Source organism: uncultured Pelagimonas sp. (assembly GCF_947498515.1).
Classification (GTDB): Bacteria; Pseudomonadota; Alphaproteobacteria; order Rhodobacterales; family Rhodobacteraceae; genus Pelagimonas.
The window spans coordinates 47,986-63,062 of the sequence record NZ_CANMKO010000014.1; the positions used below are offsets into that span (position 1 = coordinate 47,986).

General features: G+C 53.3%; 9 protein-coding genes and 2 pseudogenes. 5 read left to right on the forward strand and 6 right to left on the reverse strand.

Annotation, left to right across the window (positions count from 1 at the left end; all coding sequences use genetic code 11):
- Positions 1 to 14 precede the first annotated feature (14 nt).
- Positions 15 to 1,451 carry an aldehyde dehydrogenase family protein gene (locus tag Q1A43_RS20685; protein ID WP_299938466.1) on the forward strand — a complete coding sequence of 479 codons (1,437 nt, stop codon included), beginning with the start codon at positions 15 to 17 and terminating at the stop codon, positions 1,449 to 1,451.
- Between the two features lie 129 nt (positions 1,452 to 1,580).
- Complete coding sequence (locus tag Q1A43_RS20690; RefSeq protein WP_299938468.1) at positions 1,581 to 2,837, forward strand: CaiB/BaiF CoA-transferase family protein; 1,257 nt, start codon at positions 1,581 to 1,583, stop codon at positions 2,835 to 2,837.
- Between the two features lie 211 nt (positions 2,838 to 3,048).
- Here Q1A43_RS20690 and Q1A43_RS20695 read toward each other — a convergent pair whose 3' ends face one another.
- From Q1A43_RS20695 to Q1A43_RS20705, 4 genes and pseudogenes are all read right to left on the reverse strand, one after another.
- Complete coding sequence (locus tag Q1A43_RS20695; protein ID WP_299938469.1) at positions 3,049 to 3,309, reverse strand: hypothetical protein; 261 nt, start codon at positions 3,307 to 3,309, stop codon at positions 3,049 to 3,051.
- A pseudogene (locus Q1A43_RS22510) lies at positions 3,215 to 3,631 on the reverse strand (hypothetical protein). The gene Q1A43_RS20695 and the pseudogene Q1A43_RS22510 overlap by 95 nt, the downstream one beginning before the upstream one ends.
- Positions 3,628 to 4,002: an FAD-dependent monooxygenase gene (locus Q1A43_RS20700; protein WP_366944284.1), complete on the reverse strand. Its 375-nt coding sequence runs from the start codon at positions 4,000 to 4,002 to the stop codon at positions 3,628 to 3,630. The pseudogene Q1A43_RS22510 and the gene Q1A43_RS20700 overlap by 4 nt, the downstream one beginning before the upstream one ends.
- Positions 3,999 to 4,133: a hypothetical protein gene (locus Q1A43_RS20705; RefSeq protein WP_299938474.1), complete on the reverse strand. Its 135-nt coding sequence runs from the start codon at positions 4,131 to 4,133 to the stop codon at positions 3,999 to 4,001. Before Q1A43_RS20705 ends, Q1A43_RS20700 begins: the two co-directional genes overlap by 4 nt.
- A 175-nt stretch (positions 4,134 to 4,308) precedes the next feature.
- Between Q1A43_RS20705 and Q1A43_RS20710 the strand changes: the two are divergent.
- Positions 4,309 to 5,924 (forward strand): annotated as a pseudogene (locus tag Q1A43_RS20710) (DDE-type integrase/transposase/recombinase).
- 1,342 nt (positions 5,925 to 7,266) lie between these two features.
- Here the strand turns inward: Q1A43_RS20710 and Q1A43_RS20715 are convergent.
- The gene (locus Q1A43_RS20715) at positions 7,267 to 10,512 is read right to left on the reverse strand and encodes a calcium-binding protein (protein WP_299938476.1); all 3,246 of its coding nucleotides are present in this window, start codon (positions 10,510 to 10,512) and stop codon (positions 7,267 to 7,269) included.
- A 76-nt stretch (positions 10,513 to 10,588) separates the two neighbouring features.
- On the opposite strand from Q1A43_RS20715, the gene Q1A43_RS20720 reads away from it, so the two are divergent.
- Complete coding sequence (locus Q1A43_RS20720) at positions 10,589 to 10,810, forward strand: hypothetical protein (RefSeq protein WP_299938478.1); 222 nt, start codon at positions 10,589 to 10,591, stop codon at positions 10,808 to 10,810.
- A gap of 16 nt (positions 10,811 to 10,826) precedes the next feature.
- Positions 10,827 to 11,237, forward strand: a complete 411-nt coding sequence (locus Q1A43_RS20725; protein ID WP_299938479.1) for a hypothetical protein — start codon at positions 10,827 to 10,829, stop codon at positions 11,235 to 11,237.
- A 694-nt stretch (positions 11,238 to 11,931) separates the two neighbouring features.
- Here Q1A43_RS20725 and Q1A43_RS20730 read toward each other — a convergent pair.
- Positions 11,932 to 14,373 carry an ATP-binding protein gene (locus Q1A43_RS20730; RefSeq protein WP_299938481.1) on the reverse strand — a complete coding sequence of 814 codons (2,442 nt, stop codon included), beginning with the start codon at positions 14,371 to 14,373 and terminating at the stop codon, positions 11,932 to 11,934.
- Between the last annotated feature and the right edge of the window lie 704 nt (positions 14,374 to 15,077).

Sequence of the window (15,077 nt, forward strand, 5' to 3'; positions counted from 1 at the left end):
ACTGGGAGACCGCGGTGTCGGACCAAAAGCAAAATTTCATTGGTGGGGCTTGGGTTTCAGGCGAGCCAGCTGAGAACGTCAACCCATCGAACACTGCAGACATCGTTGGTCTTTACGCCCGCGCAAATGTGGCCCAAGCCAACGACGCGATTGCGGCCGCCAAGGCGGCATTTCCGAGTTGGTCACGCAGCGGATTGATGGAGCGTCACGCCATTTTGCGCCGGGCATCTGATGAAATCCTTGCGCGCAAGGATGAGCTTGGGCGGTTGTTGTCCCGCGAAGAGGGCAAGACCCTTGTAGAAGGCATCGGTGAGACCGTTCGCGCGGCTCAGATTTTTGATTTCTATGCCGGCGAAGCCCTTCGGTTGAGTGGCGAAAGCGTACCGTCGGTTCGCCCCGATGTTGGCGTAGAAGTCACCCGAGAAGCGGTTGGCGTGGTCGGTATCATCACCCCTTGGAATTTTCCGATTGCGATACCGGCGTGGAAACTGGCCCCCGCGATTTGCTATGGCAATACGGTTGTCTTTAAACCGGCCGATCTCGTGCCCGGGTGTGCGTGGGCTTTGGTGGATATTTTGCAGCGCGCGGGTCTTCCGGGTGGCGTGTTGAACCTTGTCATGGGGCAGGGATCAGTCGTGGGGCAAACAATTGCGCAAAGCCGCGATGTCGACGCGCTGACCTTTACCGGATCACAGGGGACGGGGGCGGCACTTGCCTTGGAATCCGCCAAGTTGATGCGCAAATCCCAAATGGAAATGGGCGGCAAAAACCCCTTTGTCGTTCTGGCTGATGCTGATCTTGATGTGGCCGTTGATTGCGTGACTCAAGGCGCGTTTTATTCGACTGGGCAACGGTGTACGGCCTCGTCCCGGATCATCGTACAAGAGTCCATTCATGATCGCTTTTTGGAAGTTTTGACCGAACGTGTCACTGCCTTGAAGGTTGGAGATGCGTTGGACGCAAGCACTCACATCGGCCCAGTGGTGGATGAAAGCCAGCTGGCGCAGAACGAAGACTATATCCAAATTGGACAGGCAGAAGGCGCACGCCTTGTTGTGGGTGGTGAGCGAATATCCGGAGCAACGCAGGGGTTTTACCAACGTCCTGCGCTGTTTGCAGAATGTAGCAATGACATGCGCATTGCGCGTGAAGAGATATTTGGCCCAGTCGCGGCGGTCATATCAGTCAAAGACTATGATGAAGCGCTGGCCGTGGCTAATGACACCGATTTTGGCCTATCCGCGGGCATCGCGACATCGAGCTTGAAACACGCAACACATTTCAAGCGAAACTCAGAGGCTGGCATGGTGATGGTCAACCTGCCAACCGCTGGTGTTGACTTCCACGTCCCGTTTGGAGGTCGCAAAGCGTCGAGTTTTGGAGCCAGAGAGCAGGGGCGCTATGCTGCTGAATTTTATACAACAGTCAAAACGGCCTACACAATGGCCTAGCCCATAAACGCGCTGTAAGTTGAGGCTATGCCGCCCTGCACATGGCGTAGCCCGCGCTTTTGCAGAGCTGTTTGGCCGGGCCTCAGAACCTCATCCATTTGACGTTCAGACAACAGAGTAGAAATCAGAATGAACAACCCCATCACGCCGGGTGCTCTTTCCGGCATCAGAATCCTTGATCTCACACGCATCCTTGCGGGCCCATGGGCGACGCAGATTTTGGCCGATCTTGGCGCTGAGGTGATCAAAATTGAGCGCCCCGATGGCGGGGATGACACGCGCAGTTGGGGGCCGCCAAATATCACGGACACCAAAGGACGGGATCGTGGGGCCGCCTATTTTCACGGCGCAAACCGAGGCAAGAAATCAGTTGTTGTCGACATGGCCCACCCGCAAGGGCAGGAGGTTCTACGGGCCTTGGCCAAAACCTCGGATGTTGTCATCGAAAATTTTAAGGTTGGCGGGTTGGCAAAATACGGGCTGGATTATGCCGGGTTGAAACAGGTCAAATCAGACATCGTTTACTGTTCGATTACTGGCTTTGGCCAAACGGGCCCCTATGCCGATCGCGCCGGTTATGATTTCTTGATACAGGCAATGGGTGGCCTGATGAGCGTCACCGGACAACAAGATGGCACGCCAGGAGCCGAACCGATGAAGGTCGGCGTGGCGTTAACCGATGTGCTGACGGGGCTTTATGCGGTCATCGGGATTTTGTCTGCGTTGCGCCATCGCGATGCCACGGGGGAGGGCCAGCATATTGATCTGGCGCTTTTGGATGTTCAAATCGCGGCTTTGGCCAACCAAGCGATGAACTATTTGGCGACGGGGGTTTCGCCCAAACGTCTTGGTAATACTCACCCCAGCATCGTGCCGTATCAAGCGTTTGAAACCAGCGATGGGCATGTGATCCTTGCTATTGGCAATGACGGGCAATTTGCACGGTTTTGCAAGGTGGCGGGTTTGCCGGGCTTGGCCGAGGATTCACGTTTTGCCACCAACCCTGAACGTGTTCGCAACCGCGAAACGCTCATCCCGATTTTGCAGGGTGTTATGTCGGGGCGAAGCATGGATGATTGGATTGCAGCTTTGAATGCGCAAAGTGTTCCGATCGGACCAATCAATGATTTGGAGCGGGTTTTCAACGACCCACATGTCAAGGCGCGCGGCATGCAAACAAAACCCGTTGCCAAAGATGGTGCCGAACTTTTGGGTGTCGCTTCGCCTTTGAACCTATCGCTCACCCCGCCCATTGCGCCAAAGGCTGCACCGGAATTGGGCGCGGACACATTTAGCGTTTTGTCTCAGGTTCTGGATCCGGATGCCTTTGATATCAACGAATTGCAGAAGGTTGGTGCTGTGCTGCTGGGAGGCGGAAAATCGTAGCACGCTTGTCCCCGAGGAACGCGGTTGCGTTTGCATGGGAAACAACCTGGCATGTCGAGATTCAAAATCAGTACACTTCCCAAATCCAAATGATAGTGCAACGGCGCTATCAAGAACTGCCCCGACGCAGCACGAAAAGTGTGATCCTTGGCCGTCATGGCAAAGGCGACACCGACCTCACGGACGGCACCGCAACTGCTATGTTGCCCGGTCACTGATCGCTTGCGGCTGGGCATATGAAACCGTCGAAGAAGCCAGCCAAACCTACGCAATCATCAAGCGGCTGGATTTTTGCGATGAATTGTTCATGACGCACGACAACCAGCGCAACATTGCCTCGGTCCAACCCTGGGTAATCAAAAATGTCTGGGCCATAGTTAAGATCGGGGCAGAATACCTTTTCGTATTCGATCAAATCGTAGCGCTCTTTGTTCGGGCAAAAGCAGCTTTGGTAACTTTTTGATCGCCACATTCTGGTGGGCAGTTCGCAACACAACGCGAAGGTCAAAAACGCTGTCGATATCAGCGCCTCGCGCAGTGACTTTCACAATGGGCCTATTGGTGTCACTCGCTAAAAATCTGCATAGCGCGGCAACCTCGCCATCCGCCGATCTGACATCGCCGTTACCAGCAAAAGCAAAAGCAAAAAGCCGTTAGCGCCCATCGGCCTTGACCGTGTGACCCAGATGCATGGGCTTGCCGTCGCCCAGCGTTATGAAAGGGGCAGAGTGAAACCGCATTCCAACCCTTAGGCCTTTTGCACGGTGCTGGTGCTCGTCCGCGGCTGTGATCAAGAATGGGGCATAGGTCGTCTCAACACCCGCAGTTTATTGACCGTGCTTTTCAAATAACGTTGGAATGGGGCGGCTTGGGTGGCGTCTTTGGGTTTGGAGCTGAACAGGCGTGCCATGTCGCGGTCGAATTCGAATGGCTCCGTTGCTTTGGCGCAGCGTTTTTGGGAATAGCCACGCAACAGGGCAGGGGCGGCTTGGCCACGCAGCACAGCGGCCAATGTCCAGCCGAGGTTGAACGTATCGGCCTTCGAAACATTCATGCCCTGATCAGCCTTTGGGCTATGGGTATGACAGGCGTCTCCTGCGATCGTTGTCTTTGACATCATCAAATGAGTCACCAACGCGCTGACCAAATTGCATAGGCTGATCACCAAGCCACATCTTTGACATCAAGCTTATCAGGGGACAGGATATCGCGAGCTTCGGAAAAAAGCATATGTGATGTGACACCGCGATCCGCCGCACATTCATCCCGATAAAGCGCGTCGAACTCGATATACATGCGAACCAAGTATCCACCTTTGCGCGGGATAATGAGAAGGCTGCCAAGGTGTGCGGACAGGATTGCGGCTTTGAGCCGGATGTCGGGGGGGGCTGATGTCAGCGCCTATGGGGCCACATAGGGTGATTTGCTAAGAGAGGTTTTGTTGCTCATCGTAACCACCAAGGAGTGGACGATGAGAACGACAAGTAAGAGCTCAGGCGAGAATATCGTCAAGGATATCAAACGCGCCACGCGCAAGCATTAGTCATCCGAAGAAAAGATTAGGATCGTGCTGGATGGTCTTCGCGGCGAAGATAGCATTGCTGATCTGTGCCGCCCTTTGCCCAACAGGGTCATGCAAGGGATGATCCAGAGAGGGGCGAGGGCATATCGCAGGGCGTTTACTACAAGTGGTCTAAGGATGTCATGGACTGCTGAGGGAGCGCCATCGGTTCGAGTAACCGATAACAGGATAAGAAGCGGCTAGCAGGTGACACAGCGAGGGCTGCAAACACTGATGAGGTCAAGGAACTGCGTCGCCAGGCAAAGGATCTCAAAGAGGTGGTTGCGGTATAGACGCTTGTACTGCGGCTTCTAAAAAAAAGCATGACAGGCGATGGGGGCGACCACGAATGTGATACCCTGCATCTGAGACGTTGGAGATCATACGGCGGGTCGAGGAAAGCCACCTGTCGGCACGCCTGAAGCTGGCCAAGCTTAGCATTCCGCGCACCACGTTCTATCGTTGGGGTACGACCGGTACCTTCAGCGCGGTGAATCTGGACTGAAGGATCAATCTCCCAAGCCAAAACACGTCTGGAATCGGGTGCCCGACCTGGTGAAGCGCAAGGTTGTCGACTTCGCCTTGCAGGAGACGGAACTGTCACAGCGCGAGCGAGCGGTGACGTTCACTAATCGGGAGCGCTATTTTGTCTCAGAATCCACGGTGTGCCGGACACTGAAGGCCCATGATCTGATCACAAGCCCTGCGGTCATCGTGCCTAGGGCTGCCAACGAGTTCAAAGAAAAGACAACTGGGATCAATCAGCTTTTGCAAACAGACTTCACCTACATCAAGGGCTGGGGCTGGCTCTATCTCTGCATTCGCCCATTGACCTCGGACCAATGGCGGACAAGGGCTCATTCCTCGACGACTACAGCCGCTGCATCGTCTCATGGAAGCTCTGCTACCATCGCCCGGCAGGGTATTGCACAGCAATGTTCCGAGAGGGAAACAGGTGGGCTGAAGACGTTACCGATACGTTGGAGCTCGCCCTAAAGGCGTCTGGTTGCGACCAGGTTCACGTCGTCCACAAGCCACGTCTGCTCAGCCCCTTTCGGGATTATGCTGCGCATAACCCTGTCGGGCAGTGGACAACGGATCTAGCTACGTCTCAGGGGATTTGGCTGAGTGGTTGCAGGACAAGGGGATGAAGCACTCTCGCGGTGCGCCATATCATCCGCAAACCCAAGGCAAAATACCTCTCGTGACATTGCCGCGCAATGCACTGCCAGGCGGTGGAACGCGGGCACCAGACCTTAAAACACCGCATCTTGCTAGAAAACGACTTCCTGCCAGGTGATCTTGAAGCCAAGATCGAAGCCTTCGTCGACCACTATAACCATCAGCGCTACCACGAGAGCCTGAACAACGTCACACCCGCTGACGTCAACTTCGGGCGTAACCAAGCCATTCTAAAGCAACGCGAAAGGACCAAACAAAAGACACTCGAAGCGCGACGCTTGCATCACCGCCAGCACGCCTCACAATCAAACCAAACAGAAGAGCCAAACTCTCTCTTAGTTTAGGCCGCCTTTGGACCCAAAAACTCTGATGACGCACGAGTCTGGGCCTCACCCAGCCATTTCAGCATAAACACGCAGCAATGCCGCAAGAAGACTGGTCATTGGTGACCCTTGCAGTGAAATTTGGGCTAGTTGACGGCCATGCAGGACTTAGTGGCCACTCAATAATCTAGCCAAAAGTTCTGACTGCCATAACAAGGTAGATGCAGATAGTAGCCGTCATCGCAACGTCGCGCCAAAAAGGCTCACGTATCCCCGCGTCTTTTCTCTGACCTGCTCCGTATCCCGTCATGATCCTCTGGCCCACCCAAAAAAGCCTGTAAAATATGCGGGGTATTCGAGGGTAATCTGCCAAGCGCCCACAGAATAATTCGACCGATTGAGGATACAGGACATGGGCAAGTGCTGAAGTGTAAACCAATAAACCGAGTGTAACGGCAAGTACGAGTATCAAGGCTAAGGCTTCTCCTGAGGTTCAAGCAACGCATAACCAAATATCCAAGGAAAGTCGATCAGGGCTCAGACCTGCCTTTTAGTTCTGAAACAGGTCTTTTTGCGTTTTGAAGGTCAGCTCTGGGGAAATCGAGGTGAAGTATTGGCACCTGCGGCAAAGAAAAGATCGCAGTCCCCCGATATTGGTCATTTTGGGCTGACAACGGTCATCTGGTGGTCGGGTCTTTCGTTACAGCCCGGCTGCCGCACCGCTGCTTTTAGCTCAATTCAACGAAAGCTGCGGCCGCAACGAATGTCTGATACGCTCCATCGTGAGATTGGCCTCGGAGTGAATATCTTGCTCAAGCTAATCGTTAATAGCTTTTGAGCACCGTAGAATAACCCTTCCGGTTTTTGGGTCTTGAAATGGTTTCGCGACACAGATGAGGGACGTGCAGTCATCTCGGAGTGGTCAAAATCATTGCATATGGACAGGGTTTGATGGACCCCGACGACACGCCCCAAACGATCGCGCTTCAAAAGACATCCTCGGATATCCATCTTTGGCCTGAAGAGAGATACTTGGCGGCCCTTTTTGTTTCCGAAGAGAGTTGTCCCCACCCAATAACGATTAAGGTGAAGCTGCCAGTGCACAAAGTGGACCAATCGCCGACAATTGAAAGCACGTGAAATCTTGGGGCATCACATCTTTATAGAGGGAGAGATGGCCCGTTGCCTATGTCCTGAAATCCGCACTTTGGACGCCGCCATCCGGATCAACGACAGACCTAGTGATTTGAGAAACAACCTTTGGCGTATCTCGTCGATACAACGCTACACGTCGAATTCTTTTAGCGAATTAAGGGGGGGAAGCGCCACCCAAATGGATGGCGCTTTGGTCGTTTTGAGCCGGTTACAGGATCAAATCGGAGGCATCCAATGTCGGTGCCCCATCGATATCAATCGACATATCTGATCCGCCCACGCCGTCGAGGTCGACATACAAGCGCCCTATGGTACTGTTATAGCGCACTTCGCCGCCTGCGCCTGAATAGCTACTGACAAAGGTCAGGCCGGACATGACACCGCTGAGGTCAATTTGATCCACACCGTGGGTGAAATCAGTGATGGTATCGCGGTCAGACCCATGCGGGCTATGGCTTTCGGATGAGAAGACAAAGACATCAGCACCGTCGCCGCCGCTCAGCCTATCAGCACCAGAGCCACCAATCAGCGTGTCGTTGCCTCCGCCGCCAAAGAGATTGTCATCACCCGATCCGCCATTGATATTGTCGGCACCGAGGTTGCCGGCCAAAAGGTCTTCGCCGGTGCCACCATAGAACCGGTCATCCCCATGCGATCCACGCATCGTGTCGTCACCGTCGCGCCCAAGCAAAAGGTCGTTCCCGGTACCGCCAGAGGCCCAGTCATCGCCGTCTTCGCCATTCAATGTGTCGTCGCCATTGTTGCCATAAAGCGTATCGGCATCGTCGCCGCCCAAGAGGGTATCTTCGCCAGATCCACCAACAAGAACGTCTTCGCCTTGATCACCACGAAGGGTATCACTGCCTGATCCGCCATAAAGCCGGTCATCGCCAGCTCCGCCAGCCATTTGGTTCTCGCCGTCACCTCCACGCAGTCGGTCATTGCCTGACCCGCCTGACATGGTGTCGTTGCCTTCATCGCCCAACAGGCTGTCATCGCCAGAGTTGCCGTAGATCTGATCATGACCGTCGCCGCCTTCGACTGTGTCGTCTCCGCCTTGGCCAACCAATCTGTCACTCCCGATAGAGCCTTCGATGACATCATCATCATCGCCACCATAAACGCGGTCGTTGCCCGAGCCAGCTAGCAAGACGTTTTCCCCGTCACCGCCGCGCAGCGTGTCGTTCCCGTCCGAACCATACATGGTGTCGTCGCCTTCGTCGCCGGTCATGCTATCGTTGCCCGAACCGCCGGACATCCGGTCATCGCCGCCTTCGCCATTCAAGGAATCATCGCCATCATTTCCGTAAAGGCGGTCATTTTCTTCGCCCCCGGACATGCTGTCATCGCCATCACCGCCGCGAAGGGTGTCCTGACCTGCATCGCCATTTAGCCTGTCATTGCCGCCATTCCCAAGGAGCGAGTCGTTGCCGTCTCCACCTTCGATGTTGTCGAATTCGCTGCCACCGCGAATGGTGTCATTGCCGCTATCACCGCGCAAATGTTGGTAGGTAGAAACACCGGACCCATCGATTGTGTCGTCAAAGACAGACCCTCTGATATCATCAATATTGATCAGGGTATCGGTATCACCAAAACCGTCGATAACGGTTCCCGCGGCAAGATTGGCGTTAATCCCGTTGGTCGCGCCATCGTAGTGATCATTGTTGTAGCGCGCAGAGGAATGCCCCCCACGTCCGTCCAGCGTGTCGTCACCGGCAAGACCAGCAAACCCTTCCCAATAGTCTTCGTCAGAACCAGTGAAGGAGTCGTTGCCCGATGTGCCCTGGAAATAGTTGGTATAGGTGAAGGTATCAGAGATGCGACCATCGCCACTTGTAACCGTTCCGGAGCCATCGGTCCCGGACGCCGTAATCGTTACGCCTCCAACGTTAACATCACTATAGCTTATGTCGATGCCATCACCCTCGGCCCATAGGCCGGCATGCCCAAGGATTGTATCATTCCCAAGGCCAGCCCGAACATAGTCGCCCCAACCTTGGCTGCTCGTGCTGCCGCCGGAGGTGTCGAGAAGATCGTCACCATCCCCACCAGACAAATTGTCACGACCCGCGCCGCCACGAAGCGTGTCGTTCCCGTTTCCACCACGCAGCCGGTCGTTCCCGTCTCCGCCGTCAAGGCTGTCATCTCCGCTATTGCCTTCAAGGCTTTCGTCCATCGCGCCGCCAATCAGCGTATCGTCGCCATAGTTCGAGCCGCGAACCTCTTCGACATTCATCAATGTATCCGTGAACGCAACACCATCCCACGTCCCGGTCGCTGTGCCAGTGCCCAGGTCGACGTTGACACCACTGACATCGCTGCGGTCATAACGGATCACATCCCAACCGTCGCCGCCATCAAAGGTATCGTCACCTTGTTCGCCGATAAAGCCATCAGACCGCGCCGAGCCCATGACGCTATCGTTGTTGTTGGTGCCTCGAATTTCCAACCGACCGTCGCCGCCGCTTAGAACGTTGATTTGTTCGACATTGCCAAAACCGTCATTGCTGATGACGCCTGTGGCCAAGTTTGCGACAAGACCAAAGGTTGGATCAGCGTCATTGCCCCAATTGAAACTGATGCGGCCGCCGTTTCCAATATGAATATTGTAGGTATCTACACCTTCAAGCCCACGCAGGCCAAACCAGCCATTATTGGTATTGGTGACGTTGATCACATCGTCGCCGACGCTGGCCGCCATGGAGAGGCCATTGCCAAGCATGGCTTGGTCTACATTGAGCAGCGTTTGGGTGTAGCTTCCAAAACTTGCTGAACCGCTACCTGTTTCACCGTTCAGAGTGATCGTCACAGGAAAGGGGATGTCATCCCATTCGATATAGGTCCAACTGTCGCCTTGGGTGCCAGCGAAATCAACCGTATCGTTGCCGATGGTCATATCGATGACATCGCCGTTGCCATTGCCGCCCGCGGTGCCGGCCATGACCAAATCGGCTTGCTGTGTTCCTTGAAATTGATCCCCAAAGTTGGAGCCGGTGAACTCAATGGGTTGCGTCAAAAGATGGCCGAAGTTTTCAACCACTTCTTCAAAATCAAACCCTGCCGAGGCAGAAGAGGCATCAACAACAATAGGTCCGGAGCTATCAATAAGAGTGGCAAGGTTGGAATAGTCCTGAGAATCGGCGATCTGTCGAAGCGCAGTTTCAAAGCTTGGGGCAGACCACGAAATATTGTCGATTGTGCCGTGAACAACGCTTCCCTCCGCAAAGGATGCGGAAGTGATTGTCCCCTGGGTGAGACTTCCCCCTGTGGACACCAAAAGATTGGTACCGTTGATTGTTGTTGTAAATCCGGTGTCGGAATTGAACACAACGACCTGTGACGTCACGACGTTGCGTGGACTTGTAACAGAAATGCTGTCGAGTTCCCCAGTGGCGTTAAAAAATGCACGGTCTAAAAAATAGCTATTTGTGCCCAAAAAATTTAAGTTCATTTTAGTTTCTCCAACTCACTGGTGCGCCAACTCAATACCGCGCTGTTTTCGTATCCAAACATGCAAGTGTGGTATCATGCAACGTTATATGGCCATCGCTGGTCGCCAGTTGCCCGAAATAACGACGGCTTTTGAGGTGGAACTGTCGTTGTTCAACCCTGTGAGTTTGTTGTCCTTCGTTGTGATGACAAAAGGATTTCACAACGCGTCACAAGCGTGTTTCAAGCTGACACATGCTGCACAAACGGACGCAAATCGGCAAACTATCGCGGTGTTCGGCAAGGGGCTTTCTGGATAGCCAGGACGGGTTGCCCATGGCGGGGCTTTTAAACGATGTCCACAATTGGTCGATGGCACTGTTCTTCACGCACATCATCGGGCAGCGAGTACTACAGGGGGGACACCGTGACAGGGTTTCAGCCGTTCACGAGGTGAGTTCACAACCAAGACCCATCTCCGGTTTAACGCATGACTTGCCCAAGCCGAAGGCGCTGCTGGATGATCTTGGCCGTGATGCTGACCGAATACGGCGAGAACCGGGATTGCGCGACTTCCTCTCGCAGGTTCAAAGTAGAATGACACATTTAATTCGCGTCTATTTAAACCACGCGCTGTACCGGTGGCGCAACATGGTCGAGCGTTGTTTTAACAAACTGAAGCATGCCCGGCGCGTCGTAACCCACTACGACAACAGTACTGAGAGTTTTTGGCGGTCATTGATATGACGTCACCACTAGTTTTGAAAAAGCTTCGTTGTCCAGCAAGAGGCGTTTGCAATCGTCAGTTTTTGCGCCGGTCCTGCCACTCAATCATTTGGAATTCTTGCGAAGGTGCCGAACGGCGGGTTTGGAGACGCTGGTACACTGAATTGGGAGCGGTGAAGAATGGTGGGTTTGGCTGGTTCGCCGCGCTCGACGCAAATGAACGGAGAGCTGATCTTAGCCGTGTCTGCTAGTGGATACTTGGTGGCCCTGTCAAAGCCGCTAAACTGCCATGCATTTATTCACAGATAAGCGCTTGTGAGCTTTATCTGGTGATGTCACCAAACACGTCCCCAATTCGTGTGATCAATATCTTGGCAATGCAAATTCAACCGAGTTTTTTGGTTGACGGATTGTTCTTTGGCCCCTGGGCGCGAACGAGCGAGAAGAGTGATGATCGCTGCCCTTGTTTAAAACGAGGACGAGCCCTCAAGGAACGCGTCCAGCTCCGCCGAGATGCCTGACGTCAATTCCACCGCCTGTTCAACGATAGGGCTTCTTGGTTGTTTTCCTCATCTTCGTCTCTCCGATGGTTACGAAGAGCCAGAAACACTCTCTTTTCAAATCGCGCTATTTGGACCCACAACTGCAGACGTTAGACACCGCCGGTTCGGGTAAACATCACCTAATGGAACCCAAGCCAATTATGCCCTAAAACTCAAGCTGGACCACTAAAGTAAGGCTGATCATTCGCAGCACCAGCGCTTGCGGTTTCCAATGCTTCCAGCAATTTCGCCTTTGCAACGGGTTTCGTTAGCCGAACATCCTCAGGGCGTAGCCCGTTTCCGTGAATTTTCGCTTCGTTTGGATAACCGGACATGAAAACCGCACGAAGGCTAGGTTGTTTTTCACGCAGCTGCCTCGCCAATTGTGGGCCCATAACGTCTCCGGGCATAACGATGTCGGTCAAAAGGATGTCAATTTGCCCAATCTCCTCATAGATTCGCAACGCCGCGTCACCAGAATCGGCTGGATGGACAATGTATCCGGCTGAGCTGAGAACACTTGTTAGCAGCTCACGGAGCTCAGGTTCATCCTCTGCCAACAGTACTGTTGAGGATTGCACGTTCTTTCTAGTTGCAGGTTTTTGGGGGCTTGGGGTCGCCTTTGCCTCGGTGGTTCCCTGCGGGAAGTACAGCTTGAATGTCGTGCCTTCACCGATTTCGGAGTACAAGTGGACCATGCCGCCGGACTGTTTTATAAATCCCTGAACAGCCGCCAAGCCCAGCCCTGTGCCCTCACTCGGGCCTTTCGTGGTGAAGAATGGATCAAAAACAAGGCTTTGCTGTTCTTTGCTGATACCCATTCCCGTATCCGTCACCGCCAGCATGACGTAGTTTCCCGGCTCAAGCTCCTCCATATGGAGGTTCAAATAGGCCGCGTCCGCCTGCACATTAGCCGTTTCAATGGTTAATTGCCCACCATTTGGCATAGCGTCACGCGCATTCACCAACAAGTTCAGCAATGTATTTTCAACCGTTCGGGAATCTACGTCTACACTCCAAAGGTCGTCTGCAAGGACCGCTTTCAGGTTGATTGAAGCTGGAAGAACACGGCCTCCCCAATTGCGCGTGTTTTCAACAACTTTGTTCAGGTTTAAAGGTTCCGGTGACAAAGGGGCCAAACGTGCAAACGACAACATGTCCCGTGTCAAATCAGAGGCCCGCTGGACAGCTGCGAGCGCGGCAGCGACGCGTCGTTCTTTTGACTCTTTTGTGGTCTCGCCTTCTATTAGCTCTAGGTTTCCGCTAATAATAGCCAGCAAATTATTGAAATCATGCGCAATTCCACCGGTAAGGTTGCCGATGGCTTCCATTTTTTGAGACTGACGCAGACGATCTGCCATGGTCTTGAACTCAGTGACGTCCTGTAAAATTCCGACAATTTCTGCATCTTTCGTTTTTTCGTTTCCCTGAAGCTGGGCCTGCATGCGCAACCACATCTGCGTGCCATCGGCATGTTCGGCCCCAAACAATATCGAGACGGGATTGCCCTCGCTACGGACCCGGACAATGTACTCTTCAAAGGCCACGCGATCAGCCGCCCGGACATGTTTTGCCACAAAGTCGCTAAGTTTGTCGGCGGGCGAAACCTCGGTCCAACCGAAAATACCCACGATCTCATCCTGCCAAATAAACCGATCATCCGGTAACAGGGCAAAGCCCCCCATTCTGGCGATCTGCAATGCCGATTTCAGCTGCGCTTCTTGTTTTATCAGCTGTTTCCCGGCAAGGGAATTTCGCTGAACGAGCAATAGGGACATCGCAAAGATTACAAATACCGCAGAAATGAGAAACGGAGAAGATGCGGTTAGGATCGCAATACCTTGGCTCATCGGCGTCCAAACGAGATAGGCCGCAATACGGCCAGAACGCGTTTCAATTGCAACCCCGTTCATGCCCGATGGAATTTCCTTTCTGACAGTCAGGTCCGACAATGATAGCTTTGACAGAATTTCCAAAAGATGTGCGTCATCCAAAAGGTAAACCGTGGTAAGAATATACGGCTTGCCTTCGGCGAGATCGATCCCTCCGGGGTCGGGTACAATCGCGTGTGTGGAGGTGAAGGCAACGTGACTCCCGAAATCGACAGTTCCTGAGAGAGAAAGCTGATTGAGACTCGAAAAAACGCCACCATTCGCGGCCGCTACAGGCAACATTTCAAGATAGTAATGAGCGATCTTGGCGTTTGCCTCTGTATCAATACTTTCACCAAGAGCATCCGTATTGTCCTCAAAAAAAGGATGATCGGCTTGGCTGAAAACGACGTTACCTTCAGGATTCAATAGCAGTGAAGCGCTGTACCCCGTCGAGCGCAATAGCTCTTGTCCGAAGCGTTTGCCAACCCAAGACGGATCAAATTCTCTAGCAACATTGCGATAGGCTGCATTTGACGCCGCAAACCTCTCAAGTGATAGAACGAGCTGTTCTTTTCGGCTTTCAATTACCCTGGATACTGATGCTGTCTCCCTATTGGAGGACTCTTTTTCTTCTAAGAAAATTCTGAAAAATACGATTAGAAAAGCGGCAACTATTGCTGCGAATGTCAGCGTTAGAAGCTTAATATAGGGAACTTCGGTCCTTGATCGACGGTTTGACAATGTGTTCTAAGATCCCATTAAAGCCGACATCCCCAAGTAGAATACCTTGCGAGTTTTAATGTCAATGTTCTGAGCTTTGAGGTCTGGTCAACTCTTCATGGATGAACGACTGCTCAATCTCGGCGCCCACGCCTTTTAGGCTAAAAAAGTGAACGAAAAACGACCTTTGAAGACAAAGGTCTAAACGCCTACCCTTTGCAATAGCGTCCAAGGTAGTACCCGAGCATAAAATGAGGTCAGAGGCCGCTTACCACAATTCCATTCTTATGACCGGAGACGCCATTTCTTGGTTGCCTTGCAAAGCCCGCTTTTTGCGCAGAGCTGCCGGTGCGGTATTACCGGGAGGGGGAATGAGTGTCGCGATGCGCCGAAGTTCCGGTGCGAGCCTCTTCTAGTCCTTCTTGTAAAGCGCAGCATTGGCATGGCTTTGGCCTGGAGCGCAGTTTCCTGTGATTAGCTGCGGCTGCACAGGTTTCGGACAGAATCCGAGGAAGCCGCAATTCGAAGCGCGATCGGCCACGACAACAATGCTGCGCTGGACGCCAAGTTCAGGAATGCGCGGAAAGCATGCGAAATTGGGCTATGTCTGTTCTGACGTCCAGCTCCCGATAAAACGTGTCGGCCTAGAAGCCGAGATGATGAGCCGACATCTTTACTTTGGACTGCAGACCGTAGGTTTCGATGTGGTTTGCATGGATGCGCGG